At 69.8% G+C, this 22,138-nt stretch carries 21 protein-coding genes and 1 pseudogene; 10 read left to right on the forward strand and 12 right to left on the reverse strand.

The genetic code is table 11. From position 1 onward, the window contains the following. Positions 1–104: 104 nt before the first annotated feature. Genes D7V77_RS07615 through D7V77_RS07625 form a run of 3 tightly spaced genes read right to left on the reverse strand, consistent with a single transcriptional unit; the run spans position 105 to position 2,380 of the window. Positions 105–1,274 (reverse strand): SDR family oxidoreductase, encoded by a 1,170-nt coding sequence (locus D7V77_RS07615; RefSeq protein WP_172809084.1) that lies wholly within the window; start codon positions 1,272–1,274, stop codon positions 105–107. A 23-nt stretch (positions 1,275–1,297) separates the two neighbouring features. After that, on the reverse strand, positions 1,298–1,894 hold the full coding sequence (coaE, locus tag D7V77_RS07620; RefSeq protein WP_120575602.1) for a dephospho-CoA kinase: 597 nt from the start codon (positions 1,892–1,894) through the stop codon (positions 1,298–1,300). 3 nt (positions 1,895–1,897) lie between these two features. Beyond that, complete coding sequence (locus D7V77_RS07625) at positions 1,898–2,380, reverse strand: hypothetical protein (RefSeq protein ID WP_120575603.1); 483 nt, start codon at positions 2,378–2,380, stop codon at positions 1,898–1,900. Positions 2,381–2,515: 135 nt separating this feature from the next. Between D7V77_RS07625 and D7V77_RS07630 the strand changes: the two genes are divergently transcribed. The 5 genes from D7V77_RS07630 to D7V77_RS07650 all read left to right on the forward strand — a co-directional run bounded on the left by D7V77_RS07630 (position 2,516) and on the right by D7V77_RS07650 (position 8,006). Beyond that, positions 2,516–3,028, forward strand: a complete 513-nt coding sequence (locus tag D7V77_RS07630; protein WP_120575604.1) for a multiheme c-type cytochrome — start codon at positions 2,516–2,518, stop codon at positions 3,026–3,028. A gap of 11 nt (positions 3,029–3,039) precedes the next feature. Further along, positions 3,040–3,660: a ribosome biogenesis GTP-binding protein YihA/YsxC gene (gene yihA / locus D7V77_RS07635; RefSeq protein ID WP_120575605.1), complete on the forward strand. Its 621-nt coding sequence runs from the start codon at positions 3,040–3,042 to the stop codon at positions 3,658–3,660. A 39-nt stretch (positions 3,661–3,699) separates the two neighbouring features. Continuing rightward, a complete protein-coding gene (locus D7V77_RS07640; RefSeq protein WP_120575606.1) occupies positions 3,700–5,361 on the forward strand; it encodes a DUF6178 family protein in 1,662 nt (553 codons plus the stop codon). 217 nt (positions 5,362–5,578) lie between these two features. After that, positions 5,579–6,862 (forward strand): O-antigen ligase, encoded by a 1,284-nt coding sequence (locus D7V77_RS07645; protein WP_120575621.1) that lies wholly within the window; start codon positions 5,579–5,581, stop codon positions 6,860–6,862. Beyond that, complete coding sequence (locus D7V77_RS07650) at positions 6,852–8,006, forward strand: glycosyltransferase (RefSeq protein WP_120575607.1); 1,155 nt, start codon at positions 6,852–6,854, stop codon at positions 8,004–8,006. The genes D7V77_RS07645 and D7V77_RS07650 overlap by 11 nt, the downstream gene beginning before the upstream one ends. Before the next feature lie 551 nt (positions 8,007–8,557). Here D7V77_RS07650 and D7V77_RS07655 read toward each other — a convergent pair. Further along, positions 8,558–9,520 carry an ornithine cyclodeaminase family protein gene (locus D7V77_RS07655; protein ID WP_120575608.1) on the reverse strand — a complete coding sequence of 321 codons (963 nt, stop codon included), beginning with the start codon at positions 9,518–9,520 and terminating at the stop codon, positions 8,558–8,560. Between the two features lie 146 nt (positions 9,521–9,666). Between D7V77_RS07655 and D7V77_RS07660 the strand changes: the two genes are divergently transcribed. After that, on the forward strand, positions 9,667–12,579 hold the full coding sequence (locus D7V77_RS07660; RefSeq protein ID WP_120575609.1) for a serine/threonine-protein kinase: 2,913 nt from the start codon (positions 9,667–9,669) through the stop codon (positions 12,577–12,579). A 148-nt stretch (positions 12,580–12,727) separates the two neighbouring features. Further along, the gene (locus D7V77_RS07665) at positions 12,728–13,168 is read left to right on the forward strand and encodes a hypothetical protein (protein WP_120575610.1); all 441 of its coding nucleotides are present in this window, start codon (positions 12,728–12,730) and stop codon (positions 13,166–13,168) included. Here D7V77_RS07665 and D7V77_RS07670 read toward each other — a convergent pair whose 3' ends face one another. Further along, on the reverse strand, positions 13,169–14,380 hold the full coding sequence (locus D7V77_RS07670) for a serine/threonine-protein kinase (RefSeq protein ID WP_120575611.1): 1,212 nt from the start codon (positions 14,378–14,380) through the stop codon (positions 13,169–13,171). A 53-nt stretch (positions 14,381–14,433) separates the two neighbouring features. Further along, entirely contained in the window at positions 14,434–14,991 is a 558-nt protein-coding gene (locus D7V77_RS07675) for a hypothetical protein (RefSeq protein WP_120575612.1), read from the reverse strand. A gap of 182 nt (positions 14,992–15,173) precedes the next feature. On the opposite strand from D7V77_RS07675, the gene D7V77_RS07680 reads away from it, so the two are divergent. Continuing rightward, on the forward strand, positions 15,174–16,256 hold the full coding sequence (locus D7V77_RS07680; RefSeq protein ID WP_120575613.1) for an SMI1/KNR4 family protein: 1,083 nt from the start codon (positions 15,174–15,176) through the stop codon (positions 16,254–16,256). A gap of 28 nt (positions 16,257–16,284) precedes the next feature. Here D7V77_RS07680 and D7V77_RS07685 read toward each other — a convergent pair whose 3' ends face one another. After that, entirely contained in the window at positions 16,285–16,650 is a 366-nt protein-coding gene (locus tag D7V77_RS07685; protein WP_147452009.1) for a hypothetical protein, read from the reverse strand. A gap of 108 nt (positions 16,651–16,758) precedes the next feature. Continuing rightward, a pseudogene (locus tag D7V77_RS07690) lies at positions 16,759–17,241 on the reverse strand (dihydroorotate dehydrogenase (quinone)); the annotation flags it as partial. Between the two features lie 94 nt (positions 17,242–17,335). Between D7V77_RS07690 and D7V77_RS07695 the strand changes: the two are divergent. Then, positions 17,336–18,022: a TIGR02269 family lipoprotein gene (locus D7V77_RS07695; RefSeq protein WP_233596749.1), complete on the forward strand. Its 687-nt coding sequence runs from the start codon at positions 17,336–17,338 to the stop codon at positions 18,020–18,022. Further along, positions 18,022–18,723 carry a double-CXXCG motif protein gene (locus tag D7V77_RS07700; RefSeq protein ID WP_120575616.1) on the forward strand — a complete coding sequence of 234 codons (702 nt, stop codon included), beginning with the start codon at positions 18,022–18,024 and terminating at the stop codon, positions 18,721–18,723. Before D7V77_RS07695 ends, D7V77_RS07700 begins: the two co-directional genes overlap by 1 nt. Before the next feature lie 86 nt (positions 18,724–18,809). On the opposite strand, the gene D7V77_RS07705 is transcribed toward D7V77_RS07700, so the two are convergent. From D7V77_RS07705 to D7V77_RS07720, 4 genes are all read right to left on the reverse strand, one after another. Then, positions 18,810–19,883, reverse strand: coding sequence for a quinone-dependent dihydroorotate dehydrogenase (locus D7V77_RS07705; RefSeq protein ID WP_120575617.1), 1,074 nt, complete (start codon positions 19,881–19,883; stop codon positions 18,810–18,812). Positions 19,884–19,886: 3 nt separating this feature from the next. Next, the gene (gene add / locus D7V77_RS07710; protein WP_120575618.1) at positions 19,887–20,879 is read right to left on the reverse strand and encodes an adenosine deaminase; all 993 of its coding nucleotides are present in this window, start codon (positions 20,877–20,879) and stop codon (positions 19,887–19,889) included. A gap of 36 nt (positions 20,880–20,915) precedes the next feature. Further along, positions 20,916–21,620 carry a Smr/MutS family protein gene (locus D7V77_RS07715; protein WP_120575619.1) on the reverse strand — a complete coding sequence of 235 codons (705 nt, stop codon included), beginning with the start codon at positions 21,618–21,620 and terminating at the stop codon, positions 20,916–20,918. Between the two features lie 24 nt (positions 21,621–21,644). Next, positions 21,645–22,138, reverse strand: a 494-nt coding sequence (locus D7V77_RS07720; RefSeq protein WP_233596750.1) for a DnaJ domain-containing protein, incomplete at its 5' end; no start/stop codon positions are given.

The raw sequence follows: 22,138 nt of genomic DNA on the forward strand, positions 1-22,138 counted from the left end.
CAACCCAGTAACAATTGGCAGTCTGGAATAAGCCGTAGCGGCCAGGCGGGCGCGAGCGTGTGACACGTGGCGCGCCGCACCTTGCCTGCGGGCCCGAACCCTGTTCAGCGGCGCGAGCGCGGTGCCGGCGCGCCTTCATCCGAAGAGGGCAGTGGACCGTGGTCCAGTGGATCCTCGACCTCCGCGCCCTCCTTGCGCTGCTTGTACTGTTCCCGCACGTAGGCGACGAGCTGATCCAGGTACGACGACAGCGGCGGACACCGCACGCCGGTGCCGTCGAGCAGCTCCAGCGTGTTGTGGCAGTTGTAGATGGCCAGGTGGTTCACGTAGCTGATGGCGGCGCGCTGGGGCCGGGCCAGCTTCTCCAGCACGGGCAGCCGCAGCATCACGTCCGCGGCGCGCGCGGACAGGTTGAAGCGCGGCAGCCGCTTGTGGGACTTCTCCGCGATGAGCTCGTACACGCGCCGCGCGCTCATGGGGTTGGGGTCCACCAGGTGGAAGATGCGCCCCTTCGCGCGCGCGTCACGCGACAGCCGCCACACGGCCTCCACCACGAAGTCCACCGGGACGACGTTGAGCGGCGCCACGCCGTTGCCCGGCAGGGGCAGCGGCACCACCAGCGGGGAGGTGACGAGCAGGATGCCCAGGTAGTAGGGGCCCTCGAAGCGATCGATTTCGCCCGTGCGCGAGTCGCCCACCACGCTGGACGGACGGAAGATGGTGACGGGGAGGGTGGCGGAGGCGCGCTGCACCAGCCGCTCCGCCTGGAACTTCGTCTCCTCGTAGGCGTTGCGGAAGGACTGGCCCCGGTCCAGCTCGTCCTCGGCGATGACGCCCACGCGGTCGCCGGACACGTAGCAGGTGGAGAAGTGGTTGAAGCGGGAGAGGTTCTCGCAGTCGCGCGCCAGCTCCAGCAGGTTGCGCGTGCCGTCCACGTTCACCCGCCACGCGGTCTCCTTGGGCACGCCCAGCTGCGATACGGCGGCCAGGTGGAAGATGTCCGTCACCCGTTCGCACAGGCGCTGGTACTCCTCGCCGGACAGGCCCAGGTGCATGTCCACCGCGTCACCGGTGAGCAGCTCCACGCGCGCGCCCTTCACCTTCGCCGCGAGCGACTGCGCCTCCTTGAAGGCCTTGGGCTGCACGAGCGCGTAGATGTGCCCTTTCGGGTCCTCCCGCGCGATGTGCTCCACCAGCCGCTTGCCGATGAAGCCCGGGTAGCCGGTGATGAAGTAGGTGCCAGGGCCCTGCCGCGTCTTGGACGTCTCGCTCATGCTCGGCGCAGCATAACCGCCCGTCAGCCGTGTGCGAGCATCGCCCGCCACACCGCCTCCACCTGAGGGCGGGTGGCCTCCGGCGCGCCGCTGTTGTCGATGACCCAGGTCGCGTGCTCGCGCTTGTCGTCCAGCGCCATCTGCGCCTGGAGCCGCGCCTCCGCCTGGTCCGCCAGGAGCCCGTCGCGCGTCATCAGCCGCGCCTTCTGCACCTCGCGCGGCACCCACACCACGGCCACGCCCTCCATGGCCTGGTGCAGCCCCGTTTCGATGAGCAGCGGCACGTCGTAGACGGCGTGGGTGACCCCTTCCGCCTCCAACGCCTGGAGCTTCTGGAGGAAGAGGGCGCGCACCTCCGGGTGCACGATGGCGTTGAGGGCGGCCCGCTCCTCGGCGTTCGCGAAGATGTGCGCGCCCAGCTTCACCCGGTCCAGGCGGCCGTCGGGGCCCACCACGCCGGGGAAGCGCTCGTCGATGCGCCTCAGGCCGGGCGTGCCGGGCTCCACCACCTCGCGGGCGAGCACGTCCGCGTCCAGCACGCGCGCGCCCAGCTCCCGCAGCATCCGGCTCACCGTGCTCTTGCCGGAGGCGATGCCACCCGTCAGTCCGAAGACGTGCACGGGCTACTTCGCGGCCTTGGGGGTGGTGAAGACGAAGGACTGCACCGTCTTGCCGTCCTCGTTGAAGAAGATGGCCACGCCCAGCTTCACGTAGAGGAAGTAGGTGCGGAAGTCGTCCGTCAGCTTGCGCAGGTAGCAGGGCGTGGCGGGCATGGCGCCGGCCGGGCACGCGGGGCCGTAGCTGTTCTCGATGGTGTCCTTCTCGATGACGGGCCCGGGGAACACGTCGATGCGCTCCACCATCTGGGTGGCCGGGTCCACCTTGAACTGGGCCTGGGTGGTGCCCTTGATGGCCTCCTTGGCGAAGTAGGCCAGGATCTCCTTGCCCTCCTGGCTCATGGTCCGGGACGGCTCCCCGAACTTCTTCACCACGTCCTCCTTCTTGGAGGACCCGGGCTCGATGCCCTGCCACGGCTTGGCGGAAGCAGGCAGGGAGACGGCAGCGACGGCAACGGCGAACAGGACGGCAATCACGGGGGTGCGCATCTCGACTCCTCCCTAGCGGATCAGGCAGGCACGCCTCAAGGTCCGTTACCTCAAGCCACGCAGCTGTCCACCCGGTATTCAATCACGAACGAGACGCCTTGCCCCCTCCAGGGGCCTCTGCTACGTGCTCAAGGCATGTCTTCTCGTGCCTTCCGGGTCTTTTCAGCCCTCTTGCTCGCCGTTTCCGGCGGCCTCGCCGGCGCCGCGGACTTCACGGGCCCCGACAGCTGCAAGGGCTGCCACCCGGAGGCATACGACGCGTGGATGAAGTCCAAGCACGCCCGTGCGACCGAGACGCTGGCGGAAGGGCAGAAGAAGGACGCGCGCTGCCTGTCCTGCCACGCGCCGGACCAGGCGGAGCAGCAGCTGGCGGCCGTCACCTGCGAGACATGCCACGGCGGCGGGCAGTACTACTCGCCGTCCTACGTGATGAAGGACCCGGAGCTGGCGCGGCTGGTGGGGTTGGTGGACCCGTCGGAGAAGCAGTGCCGCACCTGCCATGACGCGTCCTCGCCGTCCCTGCGCCCGTTCGACTTCAAGGAAGCGCTGAAGGCCATCGACCACTGGTCCGCCGAGCGCGCTCGCAAGCAGCAGACCCGGGCGGACGCCGCCCCCTCCACGCCGGCTCCGGCCACGGCGAAGAAGTAAGTGACCTCCGCTTGATCAAGATCCTCGATTCCCGCTTCGTCACCACCGCCGTGGAGCTCAAGGGGCTGCCCACGGACCACGGCGCGGAGGTGGCCTTCGTCGGCCGCTCCAACGTCGGCAAGTCGTCCATGATCAACGCCCTGACGAACCGGCGGAAGCTGGTGCGCGTGTCCAACACGCCGGGGCGTACCCGCACGCTCAACTTCTTCGACATCGACCTGGACCGCGACGGCGTGCGCCACACGGTGCGCCTGGCGGACCTGCCCGGCTACGGCTTCGCCAAGGCGAGCAAGGCGGACAAGGCCCAGTGGCAGGAGATGATCACCACCTACCTCAAGAACCGGCACCGGTTGGAGGTGGTGGTGAGCATCATCGACGCGGAGATTGGCCCCACGCCGGAGGACATGCAGACGCTGGACTACCTCCAGGAGCACAACCGCCGCATCCTCGTCGTGGCCACCAAGGTGGACCGGCTGACGAAGGCGCAGCGCAAGCCCCGGCTGCACAAGGTCGCGGAGCAACTGGAGCTGCCCCGCGAGGCGGTCATCCCGTTCTCCTCCACTGAGAAGCTGGGCGTGGAGGAGGTCTGGGGCACGCTGCTGGACACCTTCGGCAAGGCCACCCGCGTCTGAGGCTGCCGGCCGTAGGCGCGCTGTGGTAGCACCCCCGGCGTGTCCCAGAACGGCAAGACGAATGGTGGTGGTTCGCCCCTCGCGCCTCGCGAGGAGCGTCAGCGGTTGATGCGCCTGTCCCCGCGCCAGCGGGTGGCGGCGCTCTTCGATGCGGAGGATACGGCCGCGCTGGTGCGCTCGCTGCCCGCGGAGGACCTCTACGTCACCATCCAGGAGGTGGGGCTGGCGGACACGACGGAGCTCGTCCAGCTGGCGTCGCCCGCGCAGTTCCGCACCTTCGTGGACCTGGGCGGCTGGGCGAAGGACAAGCTGGACCCTCACGCGGTGCTCACCTGGCTGCGCGCCGCGCGCGGCGACGAGCAGGAGGACTTCCTGCGCAAGGTGCACGCGGTGGACCTGGAGGTGGTGGAGACGCTCCTCAAGGAGTTCACCGCCGTCCACGACCTGGAGGAGAACCCGGACGTCAACCCGCAGGGCTTGACGATGGAGACCCCGGAAGGGCGCTACCTGGTGGAGGTGAAGGTGGAGGGCGTGGAGGCGTCCGCCATGCGCGCGCTCCTCAATGATCTCATCGCGGAGAACCCCTTCGAAGCGGTGCGCCTCTTCGAGGCCGTGCGCTGGGAGATTCCCTCCGAACTGGAGGAGACCGCGTTCCAGTTCCGCCGCGCGCGCCTGTCCGACCTGGGCTTCCCGTCGCTGGAGGACGCGCTCGCCCTCTTCAGCCGCGTGGACGTGCCGCCGCGCCCCACGGGGCCCGGGACGCCCGCGCTCAGCGCCACGGGCGGCCACCTGGACTACCTGGAGGCGGCCTTCCGGGACCTGTCCGACGTGGAGCGGATGAACGCGGAGGACGAGCTGCGGGAAGTGGCCAACGCGGTGCTCGTCGCGGAGCTGGGCGACCCGGGCGACCTGGACGCCGTGCGCCGCGTGGGCGAATGGGTACGCGACTACCTGTCGCTGGGCCTGGAGCACCTGACGGGCGCCGACCCGGCGAAGGCGCCGGACGTGCTGCGGGATACGCCCCTGCGCCGCGTCTTCCAGGTGGGCTTCACGCTGACGCTCCAGCTCAAGTACCGCGCGGATCGCCTCTTCAAGGCGCCCTTCATGAAGCTGGAGGACGTGCCGCTGGTGCTCCCGGAGGAGGCCGCCGCGCTGGAGGCCCTGCGGCGCAAGCGTCCCCGGCGGGCGCTGCGCGTCCCGGGCGCGGAGCCCGTTCCGTTCCGTTCGCTGCGGGAGGTGGCCGGTTCGGAAGCACTGCTCGCGCGCGCGGAGGGACAGGTGGCGGCGCTGGGCGCGCTCCTGGGCGGCTCCGAGGACGCGGCGCACACGGTGCTGGCGCGCTTCGGCGTGTCGCTGGACGTGCTGGGCGTGGAGCGGCTGTGGGCGGCCGTGGTGGGCATGGCCGTGCTGGAGGAGGGCGTGGACGTGCGGCCCGTGCCGCTGGGGCGCACGGTGGAGCTGGGCCAGCGCCTGTTCGAAGGCACTCCGGATGCGCCTCGCCTGCGTGCGAGCGCGGCGGAGCGCGCGGTGGCGGCGCTTTCGCCCGTGGTGCCGGAGCCCGCGCGTGAGGAGCTGCGTCGGGTGGTGAACGTCACGCTGGCGCGGCTTCTGTCGGAGCTGGGGCCGGCGTGGCTGCGCGAGGGCCGTTTGGATCTGATCGCCTCCGCGGTCCTACCGATGGAGAGCGCCCCGGTCCCGTAGCTTTTTCAGCCTTGCCCGGCCCGGCGGTCGCGGGCGAGCCCGCAACCTCCCGAAGATACAGGCCTCCCGCGTTGCCATCTTCTGGCACGCGCGCTGCTTTGCCCCTCGCCCGCCAGCTGTTTGCAAACGGCTGTTTGCAAACGGCAGACGGAAATCCACGAGGGCCAGGGGCACGCGTGTGACGGGACGAGCGACCGACAGCGAAGGGGTGGCGTACATGGGACCGGGCGCGGTGGGGCAGCGTCGCGACGTACTGGCTTTCTACATGCTCGCGGGGTTCGCGGCGGTGATGTACGCGGTGCCGGGTGAGTGGATCCCCGCGCTGGAGCCGCTGCGACTCGCGCTGCTGACTTCAGGGCTTGGCGCGGGCCTGATGGTGATGCGCCGCATTGGCAAGGCGGAGCCTCTCTTCTTCGACGGCGCGCGGGGCATCGCGCTGCTGGCGTTCTCGTCGCTGGCGTTCTGCTCGGTGGCGTGGAGCGTGAACCCGGAGGTGACGCGCTTCCAGGGCGTGGAGCTGCTCAAGCTCACGGCCATCTACCTGACGCTCGTCAACGTCATCACCACGCCCAAGCGGCTGGCGGTGGTGGCAGGCGCCATGGTGCTGGGCGCCATCGTGACGTCCATTGGCGTCATCAACTGGTACATCGTCGGCGAGAACATGGTGGAGGGCTTCCGTTCGCGCTGGGTCGGCGTGTACGCGGACCCCAACCACATGGCCATGAACATGGTGCTGGTGGTGCCGCTCGCGGTGGCGTTCCTCGCGCGCAAGAGCACCCCGTGGGTGTTCCGCGTGCTGTGCGCGGTGTCCGCGGTGCTGGCGGTGGTGGCCATCGTGTTGTCGCACTCGCGCGGCGGCTTCATTGGCCTGTCGGTGGCGATGGCCATGTGGGCCATCCGCGAGAAGCGCCGCATGCAGGCCATCGTGCTGGGCACCGTGTTCGTCGCGGGCCTGGCGGTGTTCGCGCCCAAGAGCTTCTGGCAGCGCAATGAGACGGTGGCGTCGTTCCACGAGGACGCGTCCGCCATGGGCCGCGTCTACGCGTGGCAGGTGGCCAGCCGCATGAGCCTGGACAAGCCGTTGCTCGGCGTGGGCGCGGGCGGCTTCCGCTACGCCTGGTTCGAGTACGCGCCGCCAGAGGCGCACCGCGCCTACGTGGCGCACAACATCTTCCTCGACGTCATCGGGGAGCTCGGGTGGATTGGCCTCCTGTGCTTCCTGGTGTTCTCGGGCGGAGCCGTGGGCGGGGCCGCGGCCGCGTCGGCGGACTCGGAGATGGGATGGCTGGCACGCGCCTTACTGGCGGCGGTAGCGGGCTACCTCGTCTGTGATTTGTTCTCGGGCTACATCCTGTCCGCGCACTGCTACGTGCTCTTCGGCCTGGCCGCGAGCGCGCACCGCATCGCGCAGGCACGGGAGCGAGCCCTGGCGGTGGGGAGGCAACCGGCGATGAATCCCGCGCCGGTGGCCACGTGGGAGGGGTCTGGGCATGCGGCGTGAGGATGCGCGGATGGGGCAGGAGCCCCTCCGCCTGGTGCAATTCACCCGGTCGTTCCACATTGGCGGCACCGAGGTCCAGGTGCTGGAGCTGCTGCGAGGCCTGCCCTCCAGCTATCAATTGCAGGTGTCTGTGTTGGAGGACGCGGGGCCCTTGATGGGCTCCGTCTGGAAGCTGGGGCACGCGCCGGAGGTGTTCTCACTCAAGGGCTCGCTCGTGCAGCCCAACACGCTGCTGCAGATCCACCGGATGGCCCGCTGGCTCAAGCAGCACCGCGTGCAGCTGGTGCACGTGCATGACTTCTACTCCAGCATCATCGCGGTGCCGGCCGCGAAGCTCGCGGGCGCGAAGGTCATCGTCGGCCGGTTGGACCTGTCCCACTGGCAGGGCAAGGCCCGCCGCCTGCTGCACGCGCAGATGACGCGCATGGCGGATCACGTCATCGCCAACGCGGAGGCCATCCGCCAGCTGCTCATGAACGAGGAGGGGCTGCCCGCCTCACGCATCTCCGTCATCCACAACGGCCTGGACCTCCAGCGCTTCGACGCGCGCGCGGCGGAGGGGCTCAAGGACACACTGCCCGAAACCAACGGAGTGCCCACGGTCCTCCACGTGGCCAACATGAACCACCCCGTGAAGCGGCAGGAGGACCTGCTGCTCGCCCTTGCCATGCTGCGTCATGAGGGGACGAAGCTGAACGCGTGGTTCGTGGGGGACGGGCCGCGCCGGCCGGGGTTGGAGAAGATGGCGCACGAACTGGGGGTGGCGGACGGGGTGCACTTCCTCAAGCACCGCACGGACGTGCCGGCCCTCTACGGTCAGGCCACCTTCGGCGTCCTGTGCTCCACGGCGGAGGGCATGTCCAACGCGGTGATGGAGGGCATGGCGGCCGGGCTGCCCATGGTGGTGACCCGGGTGGGCGGCAATCCGGACCTCATCTCGGACGGCGAGCGGGGCCTGGTGGTGGAGCCGGAGCGGCCCGCCCAGCTGGCCCAGGCCTTCCGCCGGCTGCTGGCCAACCCCAAGGAGGCCCGGAAGATGGGCAAGGCCGCCCGGGGCTTCGTCGCCCGCGAGCTGTCCCTGGAGAAGATGGTGCGCCGACATGACGCGCTGTACCGCCAGGTGGCAGGACTGCCCCCAGGCTGAAACCGCCCCCAGGGGCCGGCAAATGTCAGACCGATCCGGATAATCCACGCCCGTCCTCAGCAATTGGGGGCGGGCGCGTTTCGTAGAAAAGGGAGGCGGTTTCTCCCCGAGGACCTGCGTGTGCGCAGGTTATAGATGGGAATAGCTCGATTTTCGTGGAGATTGATGGGCAAGGCGTGGTAATGGCGCCTCGGGCATTGCCGGAAGCGGCAGGCGTGCTCACCCTGGGTGTGGCGGATCAGGCGGGTGGAGGAATCACCGCCGGTACGCAGGGGTTTTTTGAAGGAAACGGACGCCGAGCGCGGGGCCCGGAACACGGGACGCGGGGCGGATGGCTGGAAACATGAAGGTGGCGTGGGGTGGGCTGACAGGCCGCTCTCCACATCCGCCGCGACTTTACGAGGCCCTGCCAGTCGGCACGCGGCCCGGGGCGCTCGCCGGTAAAACTCCAAGGTGCCGGCGAGCGCTCTCTTTTTTGCCTCACAACGCCGCCCCCGTGCGCCCTTCAGGGTCGTCTCCGCGAGGAGGATGCACCGGGTGGGATACGGGCGTCAGGCGTCCTCGACCAGATCGAACCGCTGGCCCACGCCCTTCGCCAGGGCGACGTCGTAGAGCGCGCGGGCCAGGGCCACGTCCTGCACGGCGAGGCCGGTGGAGTCGAAGACGGTGACCTCGGTGCCGGTGCGGCCGGGCTTCCGGCCAGCGACGACCTCTCCCAGGGTCCCGGCGAGCTGCTCGGCCTGGATGAGCCCGTCGTGCAGCGGCACGTTGACCTCGCCGGAGTGGAGCGCCTGATCCGCGTCGTCGATGAAGACGCGCCCTTCGACGAGCAGTCGCGGATCCAGCTCCTGCTTGCCGGGGGCGTCCGCGCCCATGGCGTTGATGTGGGCGCCGGCCTGGACCCACTCACGGCGGACCACCGGGGCGCGCGCGGGCGTGGCGGAGCAGACGATGTCCGCGCCGGAGGCCTCCTGGAGGCTCACCACGCGGCCTCCCTTCTCTTTCTGGAGTGCCTCCGCGGCCTGGGCGGACGCGTCCGCCAGCAGCAGCTCCAGGTCCCCGAAGAGGGCGCGGTGCGCGTCGATGAGGACACGCGCCTGCACGCCGCAGCCCACGAGCCCCAACGTGCGCGGCTGCTTCTTCGCCAGGTACTTGGACGCGATGCCGCCGGCGGCGCCGGTGCGCCACGCGGTGAGCAGCGTGCCGTCCAGGATGGCCAGCGGGGACGCGGTGTCCGGGTCGCTGAGCACGTACACGGCGCGCACCGTGGGCAGGCCGTGCTTGCGAGGGTTGTTCGGATGGGCGTTGACCCACTTCACGCCAGCCGCGCCGTCGAGGAACGCGGGCATGGCGCGGAAGTCGCCCTCGTACTTCGGCAGGGACAGGTACACCTTGGGGGGCATGAGCGCGTCACCGCGGCCATGCGCCAGGAAGGCGCGCTCGACGGCTTCCAGACCGAGCTCGACGGTGTAGAGGCCGCGCAAGTCTTTGGCGCTGAGGAGGAGGGTGGGCATGGGCGCGCTATAGCCAATCGCCTCTGACCGTGTGCGTCGTGCCCGATGTGCAATGTCTGCCATTGGGCATTGTCACAATCACTACCCGGAGCAGGTAGGCAGGCACGGATAATGGGGAAAGGCGGGTTCAGGATAGGCTGGGGGCGATGAAGACCTCCCGGCCCACTGAAGACACCGGTTCCCAGGCGCCGAACACGGACCACCCGACGGGTGACTCCAGCTTGCCGGAGCGTCCGCTCCACGCGACGCGCGTGGGCCGCTATGTGTTGCTGGCGCGGCTGGGCAAGGGCGGCATGGGCGAGGTCTTCGAGGCCTTCGATCCGGAGCTGCGCCGCACCGTCGCCATCAAGCTCCTGCACGAGCGGCGTCTGCCTGACGAGGAGGAGGACGCCCGCGCGCTGCGGCTGGTGCGCGAGGCCCAGGCCATGGCGCGCCTGTCCCACCCGAACGTGCTCACGGTGCACGACGTGGGCACACACGAGGGCCGGGTGTTCATCGCCATGGCGCGGGTGGAGGGCGGCACGCTGCGCCAGTGGCTGCGCGAGGGGCCGCACCCCCAGCGCCAAGTGCTGGCCGTATGCCGGGCGATGGGGCAGGGCCTCTCGGCGGCGCACGCTGCGGGGCTGGTGCACCGCGACTTCAAGCCGGACAACGTGCTGCTGGGCCGGGACGGCGGCGTCTGGGTGACGGACTTCGGCATCGCGTCCGACGCGGGCGTGGGCACGGAGGCCGGGCCCGCGGTGCCACCGGCCGCGCTGTTGGAAGGGCCGCTCGACACAAGGCTCACGGCGACGGGCGCGCTGGTGGGGACGCCCGCGTACATGGCGCCGGAGCAGTACGCAGGCCGGGGCCCGGACGCGCGCGCGGATCAGTTCAGCTATTGCGTGTCCGTCTACGAGGCGCTCACCGGTCAGCGCCCCTTCGAGGAGGGAACGCTGCGGCGCATGGCCGTCACGCTGCTGGATTCGCAGCGGGCCCCCCAGGGCGCGGTGGTGCCCCGGGTGGAGCTGGAGCCGCCCGCGCATCCATCCGTCCCGGGCTGGGTGCACCGCGTGCTCGCGCAGGGCCTGGCGGTGGCGCCGGAGCAGCGCTTCGCGTCCATGGAGGCGCTGCTGGCGGCGCTGGAGCGCGACCCGGAGGCGGGACGGAAGAAGCTCGCGGGCCGCTCCATCGCGGTGGTGGCCGGGCTCTTCCTGGGCGTGGGCGTGGCGTGGGTGCGTCCCACGCCGTGCAGCGGCGCGCCCAAGCTGTTCGCCCGCGTTTGGGGTCCCACGCAGAAGGCGGCGGTGGCGGAGGCCTTCGAGAAGAGTGGCGCGAAGGACGCGGATGGCGCCTTCGACCGGGTGGAGCGCGCGCTGGATGCCTACGCGTCCGAGTGGAGCCGCATGCATCGCCAGGCCTGCGAGGCCACGCGCGTGACGGGAGAGCAGCCGGAAGCGCATCTGGCATTGCGCATGTCGTGTCTGGACCGGCGCCTGCGGGCGGTGGACGCGCTGGGGGCTGAGTTGGCGCACGCGGATGTGGCGCTGGTGCAGCGCAGCGCGGAAGCGGTGGATTCGCTGCGCGGCGTGTCTGGCTGCGCGAACGTGGAGGCGCTCTCCGCCGCGGTGCCCCCGCCGGAGGACCAGGCGGCGCGCACCCGCGTGGACGCCGTGCGCAAGGACGTGGCGCATGCGCAGGCGCTGCTCGACACGGGCCGTTACGCGCAGGCGGTGCCCGTGGCCAAGGCCGCAGTGGAGGCGGCGCACGTGACGCACTACCGGCCCGTGGAGGCGGAGGCGCTCCATGTGTTGGGCTGGGCCCACCACCGCATGAGCCAGTCGCGCGACGCGCGGGCTACGTGGCACGAGGCCATGGCCGCCGCCACGGCGGGACGGCATGACGAAGTGGCGCTCCAGGTGGCCACGGAGCTGGTGCTGGGACTGAGCGGGGATCCCGAATGGTTCCCCGAGGCCCACCTGTGGAGCGCCCAGGCGCACGCGCTCATCGAACGGCTGGGCTCCGCGCCGGACCTGGAGGGACGGCTCGCCAACCACGAGGGCATCCTCGCGCTGAACGAGGAAGCGCTCGACGCGGCGGCGGAGCACTACACGCGGGCCCTGGCGCTGCGCGAGCGCACCCTGGGGCCCACGCACGTGGACACCGCGAAGGTCTACAACAACCTGGGCATGGTGATGCTGCGCCAGGGCAAGAAGGCGGAGGCCACCGCGCTGTACCAGAAGGCGCTCGCCATCTACGAGGAGCGGCTGGGCCCGGTGCATCCGCTGCTCGCGGGCACGCTCACCAACCTGGGCTTCGCGGAGCAGGAGTCAGGCAACCTGCCGAAGGCGCTGGAGTGGCTACAGCGCGCGTACACGCTGCAACAGCAGACGCTGGGGCCGCTCAATTCCCAGACGTTGCTGCTGCTCCACGACATCGCGTTGGTGCAGGAGTCGCTGGGCGCGCCGGACCGGGCGCTCGCGCTGCACCGGCAGGCGCTGGAGGGAATGCGTCAGGGTTTTGGCGCGGAGAGCCGCGAGGCCATTGATTCGCTGAAGGCGCTGGCCGGCGCGGAGGAGCGGTTGGAGCGGGACGCGGACGCGCTCGCGCACTTCCAGGAAGGGCTGGCGCTCCAACGAAAGGTGTTGCCACCAGAGGAGTTCGCGGTGGACACGCTGGAGGAGGACGTAGGGCGGCTGATGGTGGCGCAGGGCCGTCCGAAGGAGGCGGTGCCGCTGTTGCGCGCGGCGCTGGACTCCAAGTCGCGCTCGCTGGGCGCGGACCATGCGCGGACCATCCACAGCCGCACCGCGCTGGGGCTCGCGTACTTCCTGCTGGGGCAGGGCGACAGCGCGCGAGAGCTTTTGGAGACATCCGAGCGGGTGCTGGCCCCGCTGGGCTGGAACCCGGTGGACGCCGCAATGACGCACTTCGCGCTCGCGCAGGCACTCTGGGGTCAGCCCGCGGAGCATGCGCGGGCTCTGACGCTGGCGAACAAGGCCGAGGATGGCTTTGCTCAGGGCGGCAATATGACGCGGCGCGAGCTGGCCGCGGTGCGGCAATGGATTGCAAGCCGATAGGCTTTGCCGCCTTTTGAACGGACCGTTCTTGTCGGGAATTTTCCTGAAAGGCTTGCGCTGGTCTGGGGAGTCGAGATTGTCTAATCTGAATCCCTGTCGGACGGCTGGGCGCCATGCCGGTGCCCCCTCGGACAAGGAGTCCCCCTTCATGCCTGGAATGTCATTGCTGCGCGTCGTCGTCGGCGTCTGCACGGGTCTGGCGTTGACTGCGTGCGGTGGGCCCATGACGCCCGAGGAGGCCGCGGCCGAGGAGGCTTCACTGGCCACGACGGAGGCCGCGCTGGGCTCGTGCGCGAACTGGTCCGAGTGGATCAACTCGGGCGGGCAGTATTGTTCGGACAACCGCGCGTGTGGCGTCTATTGGTATTGTGAGGGTGATCCGATGGCGGCTGCTCCCCGTTCCATCACGGGGGGCGGGCCTGAGCACCTCCCTCCGCCGTGCGACGATGGCAGCTACCCCTACCAGCGCGGCAAGCCGGGCCTGTTCAATCAGCAGTACAGCTATCGCGTGTGTTTCGACGCGGGCGGCACCTACACGCACACGGAATATCAATACCAGTACGCCTTCAGCGGGACCTGCGGCTGCTGATCAGCTCCACCACCAGGCCGCCGCGGCGATCAGACTTCCCGCAACGGAGACGGCCACCCACTTGAGCCACAGTGCTTGTGAGGACGGTGGCGGTGTCTCTTCGGAGGGCCGGAACCGCTTCGCGGGAGGAGCGGGCTCCGGCGGCCGGGACACCGGGCGCTGGGGCCTCAACGCCTGGGTCGGCGCCTCCGAGCGCAGTGGAGGCGCGGGCTCCAGGGGCAGGGTGGGCAGGACCTCCGGCTTCATCACCTCCGTGGGCTCGGAGGCGGGAGGCTCGGGCAGGGCCGGACGGAGCCTCCGGGGCTTCGCTGGGACGCCGGTGGGTGGCTCCATCAGCCGGGAGGGGAAGAGCGGGGACTCGCCCAGCCGGGCCAGCTCCGCGCGGAGCTCCTTCGCCACGGCGGCGGCCTCCGTGGGCCTGTCCTTGCGGCCCTTGGCGAGCAGTGCTTCCACCAGCGACACCAGCGACGCGGGAATCCCCGGGCGCTGCGGCGTGAGCGGTGGCGGAGCGTCATACAGCACCGACTCCATCACCGCGCGGCCGCGCTGGATGGGAAACGGCCGCCGTCCGGCGAGCAGCTCGTAAAGGCAGATGCCCAGCGAGTACAGGTCCGCGCGCGCGTCCAGGACCTCGTCGCGGATCTGCTCCGGGGACATGTATGCCAATTTCCCCATCACCACGCCGGATGTCGTCTGCGTGCCTTCCGACGTCTTCACGATGCCGAAGTCCGCGATCTTCACCGTGCCGGTGTAGGACAGCAGCAGGTTGTCCAGGGACACGTCGCGGTGGATGAGCTCCATCCACTTGCCCGACTCCGGGTTGACGAACTGGTGCACGTACGCGAGCCCGTCACAGGCCTGCGCGATGGCATCCAGGATGGGGCCTGGTGGCAGCAGCTCCGGCCGGCTCGCCGCGTGGATGTGCGCGAGGCTGGAGCCCGCGACGTACTCCATGGACAGGTAGACCTGGTCGTCGATGACGCCCGTCTCCAGCACCCGCACCACGTTGAGGTGGTGCAGTCCGGCGGCGACCTCCGCCTCACGCAGCAGTCGGCGGCGGAAGCGGACGTCGGCGGCGTGCTCGGAGTGGATTCGCTTGAGGACGACCGGCTCTTCCCAGCCCTCGCGTTCCGCGAGCGAGACGCGCCCCATGCCGCCTTCACCAATGTCCCGCAGGACGCGGTACGGCCCGAATCGCTGGACGTCGTTCATTCCGGGGCAAGCCTACCGTCACTCACGCCCGGAACGCAGGATCACGCAGCGGGTCAGCCGCCGACCCGAGCCGGGTCGCTGGCCTGGAGCTCCTCTTCGGCCCCGATGCGTCCCTGGCCACTGCCGGTGTGCTTGGAGCCCGCGGACCGGGAGCTATCGCCCGTCGCCACCCGGCCACGGCGGGAGCCTTCCGGCGCGTCCGCGCCCACCAGCTTCGCGAACAGGTCGCGGACCCGCTCGGCCAACTTCTGGAAGGGGGAGGATGGCTTCGGCCTGGCCGCGCCCGCCGCCCCGCTCTCCGAAGGCACGAAGCTGCACGAGACGGAACCGGAGTGGCCACCGCCCTGGCCCCTCACGCTGGAGCCGGAGGCGCAGGGCCGCGCCTGGCCGCCCTCACCCACGGGGCCGCGATGGAGGCGGTCCTGGATCAAGAGGCCAGGCCGGTCATGGCTGGGGCCGCCCTGGAAGAGGTCCGGCGGATCCCTGTAGCCCTGGGCGCTGCTGGAGGATCCGTGCCCGCCAGCCAGGCTCTGCCCGGACGCGCGATGCACCGGAAGCTGGGTGGGCTGCTCGGGCTGCGTGGGGCTCGACAGCGGGCGGGAGATCTTCACGAAGCACCTCAGGACGGAGTTCCTGAAACCATCATCGGACCCACCACGTTCCGAGTTTCCGAGGAGTCCCGGAAAACCGAAGACGCGTCTGGGATGCAGCGCGTCAGCGTTCAAAGCCAGACAGCGCTTCCGCGCCCACCAGAAGGTGGAGGGAAGGGGTGCGACAGGTATGGTGCGGCGCGATGACGACCGCCCCGCGCCCCAAGAGCGTTCCTCCTGAAGCCACCTTCGATGCCTCCACCAAACTCTGGCGATGCGGAGGTCCCAACGACGCGCGCGAGCGCCTGTGGATCCATCCGTCGGGACTGCTGCTGCTCGACGCCACGCGCAAGGACGGCAAGCTGGATGGAGAGATCAAATGGTCGCTCGGCATCCACGAGATGTCGGAACACGCACCGCGCCTGGCCATGCAGGAGGCGCTTGGGCTGCCGAACGGGCCGAACAATACGATGATCGCGACGTTCGCGGACGGCGCGCTGGTCGAGGTGCGCTTCCGCCCCGGCTTCGACTTCCCGGACGAGCTGCGGATTGAACTGCGTGATGGCGTCATCGACGGTGCCCTCGAGTGGGTCGTCGGCCCGGTCGATGGCGCCCTGTTCGAGTACGCCGGCACGAAGCTCCTGCACAAGATCTTCAAGGTCCCGAAGCCCTGGCCTCATCGCCTGACGGCGGTGTTCGCCAAGGGCAAGCTGAAGAGCACGACGTTCTTCGCCAAGGACGGCACGCCGCTCGACGTGAGCAAGCCCACGCTCACCGAGTGGGGGGAGAGCACCGAGGCGAGCACCCTGGCCGGCTACATCGAGCGCGGTGACTTCGCGGCCGACGCGGCGCGCTTCTTCCCGAAGGCGCCCCGCGTGTCGAAGCCCGGCAGCAAGAAGGTTCGTGCCGTTCCCGCGGGTCGTGCGCTGGACGAAGTGGTGATGGGCGGTGGCGTGCCGTCGATGACCCTCGCCTTCGACTTCGACAGCTACGGCTTCGACTGCAAGAAGGAGGACCTGGCCGGTGCGAACGACGACAAGTACGTCGGCATCGCGAGCGACGGCTCCGGCGAGATGTTCCTCCTCGACGTCACGACGGGAGCGGTCGTCCGCTACGCGCACGAGGAGGGCTCTGTCTCGCCGGCCTTCGCCTCACTCGATCAGCTCGCCTTCGCGCTCCTCCGCGTAGAGGCGGCCGCGAAGAAGCTGATCCCGAAGGCGAAGGTCTCGGCGTTGTTCAAGCGGCTGGACCTCAAGGTGGCCGCCGCGCTCCTGAAGGAGTACTGAGCGCGCGTGCGCGGGAGGAACGGCGTCTTCAGTCCCTCCGGTGGGGCGTGCAGGGGGGATCGCCCTGCGTCCCGCCGGAGTTGCCCCGGCCGCCCGCGCGGATGCTGCTGCCGGAGGCGGTCGTGCCCGGGCCGCCGGGGCCCTGTGAGGGCTTGAACTTGTCCCGGTCCTCGATGCCCTGTCCGCCACTCGAGGCGCTCGCGCCGACGCGGATGCTGCTGCCTGAAGCACCCTGCTTGCTGTCACCCACGTTCGAGCTGGCCACCGGCCCGTCGAAGACGTCGGAGGGGCTCTGCTCCGCGGGCGGCTTCGGCGGGACCGGCTGCGGCACGGAAGGGCGCGGCGTGAAGGTCGGCGACGCGGGCGGGGACGACGGCGGACGGGAGATCTTCACGGCGCACCTCGAAGGGCGGAAGACGTCCCACAATCATCGCCCGCACCCTGTCCCGAGTTTCCTGTGTCGCCAGGAAGACAGGTTGCCTGCCCCGGAGGGCAGGTGGGCCTATGCGGGCATGCCTTCGCGAGCGTCCACGCCAATCACATCGCGCACGGAGGCGAAGCCGTCCCGGGCCAGCAGGGCGCCCAGCTCCGGGAGGATTCGGTCCACCATGCCCGGGCCCTCGTAGATGAAGCCCGTGTACACCTGCACCACGGTGGCGCCCGCGCGCAGCTTCTCGTAGACGTCCTGCGCGGTGAACACGCCGCCCACGCCGATGAGAGGCAGGGCGCCCTTGCCGCGCTGGTACGCGCGGCGGATGACGGCGTTGGACAGCTCGCGCACGGGGGCGCCGGACAGGCCGCCGGCCTCCTTCGAGTGCGGGTGCTCGAAGGGGCGGGTGAGGGTGGTGTTGGTGGCGATGAGCCCGGACAGTCCGCGCGCCATCGCCACGTCCACGACTTCATCCACGGCTTCGGGCGTGAGGTCCGGGGCGATCTTCAGGAACAGCGGCGTGCCCGGGGCCACCGGGAAGGCCGGTCGCTGTCGGCGACCGGATGAAGTGCTGCCCGCGCGGACATGCTCGCGACGGTGAGCTGTGCGGAAGACTGCGGCTTTCACGTCCGGGGGCCATATGCGTTGGATGCTTGGGCTGCTGCTCGTTGTCAGCTGCGCGCCAGCTGGAGTGCACCGGCTAACGCCCGAGGAGGTGTGGCGGGAGGCGGGAACGACGGCAGGATGTCGCGATGACACGCACGACATCTGCACCGCGGCGCTGTGTGCCGGCGAGGGCTGCGCGCTGTACCGCTGCGAGGACCTGGTGCCCGGGCGCGTGGTGCGGACGCGAGGCGCCACGGTGGCACCACTCCTCGTCGCGCCTGGAAGTGGCGCGCAACGCAACTGGGGAAATGCCCAGGGACTTCCAGGCGGTGCGCAGCCCATCATGGTGTTTCGCTGGCACAGGCGAGAGCCGCTGCCCAGCGAACTGCGTCGGCAGCAGGCCATTGAAGAATGGGCGAGGCGACCGAAGGAGCGGCACCACATCTTCCCCCAGGCCTTCGAGCGTCGCTTCGCGCGCAGAGGCATCGATGTCCACCAGTACGTGATTGCCATTGATGCCGACCTGCATCACAAGATTCACCGCGGAGAGGCAGGCGGGCCGTGGAATCGCGAGTGGGAGGAATGGCTTGAGCTGAAACGGGACCGCGCCAGGAAGGTGGAATACTTCGAGCAGGCGTCGGCCATGATTCAAAAGCACGGCCTCTTCGGTCTGACCATGACGTACTGGCAAGTCGTCGACCTGAGTCCCCAACCTGTGAGGGATGACTGATGCGGTACTACAGGGTGCGCGCATCGCAGGAGTCATGGCGGTGGAGCGGGCGCTACGACGCCGAGCATCGATGGGTGCTGCCAGGGGTGGACTGTCCGCGCTGCGGAACCTGGGCGGGCGCGGGCGCGTACCCGACGGTGGACTTGAGCGGGACGGGGGCACTCGCGAAGGAACTCGAGGAGACGCTCTGGCCGACGACGGTGGCCGAGTACCGCCGGATGGCCGCGGCCATCACGCCCTTGGTGGCGGTGGACCAGGAGGTGACGCCAGGCTGCGCCTTTGGGCCACTTCGGGGCACCGCGTCCGGTGACTTCGGCCCGCTGACGGCGTGGCCTGGCTGGCAGCTGCTGGTGCGCGAGGACGCACGGGCGGCCCTTCGCGAACTGCCGCTGCAAGGCGTGGAGGCGGTGCAGGCGCAGCTGCAGGGGAGCAGGGGACAGCTGTACGAGGTGGAGGCGCGCCCCATCGGCCGCGCCCACTACGCCTCGATGACGCCGGACAGCCCGTCCTGCGACTACTGCGACCACCAGGGCGGCTTCAGCCTCGCCACCGACTGGGCGCTGGACGCGGCCACTGTGCCATCGAGCGACGTGTTCCGCGTATGGGGAACGGGGGTGATGGTGGTCTCCGAGCGGTTCGCCGCGACGCTGGACAAGCTGGGCCCGAGCGACGTCGAGCTGCGCGAAGTGCCGACACGCTGACGGAGCCGTGTCAGGAGTTGCGCGGAGAGTCCTGGGTGACTTCCCCGGCGTAGGGGTGACTCAGGAGCGCGAAGAAGAGGACTCCCCTAGCGAGCGTCCACGCCAATCACGTCGCGCACGGAGGCGAAGCCGTCCCGGGCCAGCAGGGCGCCCAGCTCCGGGAGGATTCGGTCCACCATGCCCGGGCCCTCGTAGATGAAGCCCGTGTACACCTGCACCACGGTGGCGCCCGCGCGCAGCTTCTCGTAGACGTCCTGCGCGGTGAACACGCCGCCCACGCCGATGAGGGGCAGGGCGCCCTTGCCGCGCTGGTACGCGCGGCGGATGACGGCGTTGGACAGCTCGCGCACGGGGGCGCCGGACAGGCCGCCGGCCTCCTTCGAGTGCGGGTGCTCGAAGGGGCGGGTGAGGGTTGTGTTGGTGGCGATGAGCCCGGACAGTCCGCGCGCCATCGCCACGTCCACGACTTCATCCACGGCTTCGGGCGTGAGGTCCGGGGCGATCTTCAGGAACAGCGGCGTGCCCGGAGCCACGGCTTCCATCCGTTCACGCACGGCGAGCAGCAGCGCGGACAGCTGCTCTGGCTCCTGCAGCTTGCGCAGGCCCGGCGTGTTGGGCGAGGACGCGTTGACGACGACGTAGTCCCCCAGCGACGCGAGCGCATCCACGCACGCCACGTAGTCGTCCACCGCGCGCTCCAGCGGCGTGTCCTTGTTCTTGCCGATGTTCACGCCCAGCGGGCCGGGCTTCCACGAGCGGGCCTTGAGGCGCTCCGCCGCGGTGGCCGTGCCGTGGTTGTTGAAGCCCATGCGGTTGATGACCGCGCGGTGCTCCGGCAGGCGGAACAGGCGCGGCTTCGGGTTGCCCGGCTGGGCCTTCGGCGTGACGGTGCCAACCTCCACGGCGGAGAAGCCGCAGGCGAACAGCCCGTCCACGGCCTCCGCGTCCTTGTCCAACCCGGCGGCGAGCGCCACCGGGTGGGCGAACTTCAGCCCCGCCAGCTCCACGGACAGGTCCATGGGGGCACGGCGCAGCGTGTGCTCGCGCATGGCGCGGCAGCGGGCGTTCCACTTCCCCAGGGCCGCGAGCCCCGACATGCCCAGCCGGTGCGCGGGCTCCGGGGGCAGGCTGAAGAGCAATGCGCGAGTCAGGCCGTACATGCGTCAGGCCGGGATGAAGGACGCCTCGCGCGCCCACGCGAGTGCCTGGTCCACCTGCTCGGTGGTGAGCAGGTTGTTGGACTCGACGATTTCAATCTCCCGCCGCATGTCCGTCTCCAGCAGGTAGGGGCCGTCCGTGTTGATGGTGAACTTCACCTTGCGGTCCCAGAACGTCTGCATGATGTGCTTGAGCTCCTGCAGGTCCGCCACGGCCTTGGTGTGGATGTTGGACGTGGGGCACAGCTCCAGCGTGATGTTGTTCTCACGCAGGATCTTCATCGCGGACTCGTCGTACGCGGCGCGGATGCCGTGGCCGATGCGGTGGGGCTTGAGCTTCTCCACCGCCGCCATCAGGCCGTTGGCGCCCGTGCCGGCCGTCTCGCCGGTGTGCACGGTGCACTTGAGGCCGGCCTTGCGAGCGCGGGCGTAGAGATCCTCGTACTCCGAGAGCGACGACTTGTGCTCCATCGCGTCGCGCTCCGTGCCGGCCAGGTCGATGCCGTACACGCCGCGCGAGCGGTACTTGATGGCCTTCTCCACGATGATGCTGTTGAGCTTGTGGTCGAACTCGCGGGCCAGGCAGAAGATGAGGCCCACCTTCACGCCGTACTCCAGCGTCGCGCGGTCCATGCCCCGCAGCGCCGCGTGGATGATGTGGTCCAGGTCCAGCTCGCTGGAGAGGTTGCGCTTCATCGGATTGAAGCGCAGCTCAATCTGCGTGACGCGGCTGCCCCGGTACTCCTTGCCAATCACCTCGTAGACGGAGCGCTCGATGGCGCTGGGAGAGGATTGGATCTTCTCCGTCCAGGTGTGGAGGATCTTCAGGTAGTCGTCGAGGCTGCCCACCTTGCCCGGACGGGAGGTGATCAGCTCCACGAAGTCGAAGTAGTTCTTGACGGGGAGCTTGAAGCCCTGCTGGTGGGCAATGGACCACAGGATGTGCGGAGCCACCGCGCCACCCACGTGGATGTGAAGGTCAATGAGGTCGCGAACCATGGCGGCATGTATGCACAGCCACGGCCACGCGTAAAGCTATCGGCGCAGCAGCACGTAGACGGCGCCAGCCCCGCCGTCCTGCGGACGGGCAGTGGAGAACGCCAGCACCATCCGCTCCAGCCGCTTCTGCGACAGCAAGTCGCGCACCGCGTCCTTGAGCACCGGGATCTGATCCTTGGAATTCAAACCGCGCCCGTGGACGATGAGCACGCAGCGGCGCTTGGCACGGCGGCTATCGGACAGGAAGCGCTCCACGGCGGCCTGGGCCTCGCGCTGCGTCTTGCCGTGGAGATCCAGCCGGTCCTGCACGGAGAAGTCGCCCCGGCGCAGCGAACGCAGCAGGTTGGGGTCGGTGCCGGGGGAGGCGCCCTCGAAGGCCGCGTCCGAGCCGGTGAAGGACAGGGGCCCGTCCACGGCGACCAGGTCGGAGAGCTGCGCGAGCGCCTCCGCGTTGTCGTCGATGATCTCCGGCAGGCGCGGGTTCGTCTTGGGGGCCTCGCCGCGGTTCGTAATCTGGTGCACGCCGTCCATGGCGGAGAAGAAGAGGCCCACGTCGTCGTCTTCCGGACGCGCCTTGGGGGCCTTGGTGGGCTTCTGCGCGACGGTCTTCTTCTTCGAGGCCTCCGCGGCGGCGGCCGCTGCCTTCTCCTGCTTCTCCTGGTCCTGGAGCGTCTTGATGGCGGACTTGAACGGGTTGTTCTGGAACTCCGCTTCCTTCTTCTTCGGGGGACGCTGGCTCATGGGATTCCTGTCTTCTAACCCGGGCTACAGGCCGCGCAGCCTCCGGATTTCCTCGTAGGCGTCGCGGGCGGCCTGGAAACGGCGGGCGGCCTGCTCGGCGGCCTTGGGCGCCAGGTGGGCAGCCTTGTCCGGATGGAAGCGGGCGGCGAGCTTGCGGTAGGCGCTCTTCACCTCCGCGTCGGTGGCGTCCGGGGGGAGGCCCAGCGTCTGGTAGTGGGCGGTGGCGTCGCCCAGGTGCAGTTCGGCCAGGGCCTGAACCTTGGCGTCGGGGACGTCCAGGCCTTCGGCCATGCGCTTCAGGGCCTCGCGTTCGGAGCGCTGGAGGGGGCCGTCCGCGAGCGCCATCTCATAGAGCGCGTCCAGCAGGCGGAGCCGTTCGCCCGAAGGCAGGGAGTCCGTGTTGATGGTGAACTTCACCTTGCGGTCCCAGAACGTCTGCATGATGTGCTTGAGCTCCTGCAGGTCCGCCACGGCCTTGGTGTGGATGTTGGACGTGGGGCACAGCTCCAGCGTGATGT

The organism is Corallococcus sp. CA041A, from assembly GCF_003612075.1.
Lineage (GTDB): Bacteria > Myxococcota > Myxococcia > Myxococcales > Myxococcaceae > Corallococcus > Corallococcus exiguus.